Source organism: Methylosinus sp. RM1, assembly GCF_011378635.1.
Classification (GTDB): domain Bacteria; phylum Pseudomonadota; class Alphaproteobacteria; order Rhizobiales; family Beijerinckiaceae; genus Methylosinus; species Methylosinus sporium.
The window spans coordinates 1-560 of the sequence record NZ_WOVC01000124.1 but is presented as its reverse complement, the minus strand read 5'-3'; the positions used below and the strand labels follow the sequence as shown (position 1 = coordinate 560).

Genomic DNA, 560 nt, shown 5'->3' with positions numbered 1-560 from the left:
GAGCTTGTTGTCGAGAATGGATTTGACCGAGCCGTAGGTCTTCGCGCCGATCTCTATGGCGCGTTCCGCCGCGGCCTCGACGCGCTCGGCTCCATAGGGGCCGGCCAGGCGCACGACGCCGAGGCAGGCGCGATAGCCTTGCTCGGGATGCGGCCTCGCCTCCAGAAACTGCTCGCAGAGCGCCGCGGTCGCCGGGCCGATCTTGCGGGCGTCCTCGCGGATGCGGTCGATCGTCCAGCCGGCATAGCGGCGATGGCTGGACGGCATGTGCTCTGGGATCGTCGTGTGCTTGCGGTTGCCGCTCATGCGCAAATGGACGGCGATGCGCTCGCCCTTGCAGAAAATCTCGACGCCGCGGACGGTCAGCCGCGCTTCCACCTCCGCCCGGGCGAAGCGATAGGGCACGGAGTAATAATGCGCGTCGATCTCGACATGATAATCGATGCCGACGCGGCGCAGGCGCCACTCGCTATATTCGTAAGGCTCGATCGGCAGGGCCTTCATCGCCGGGCGGTCGACCTCCTCGAACAGCTTGCGGCGGGTGACGCCGAGCCGGCGGA

General features: G+C 67.1%; 1 pseudogene. It reads right to left on the bottom strand.

The annotated features are described in order from the left end of the window. A pseudogene (locus FMZ75_RS21260) lies at nt 1-560 on the bottom strand (IS21 family transposase); the annotation flags it as partial.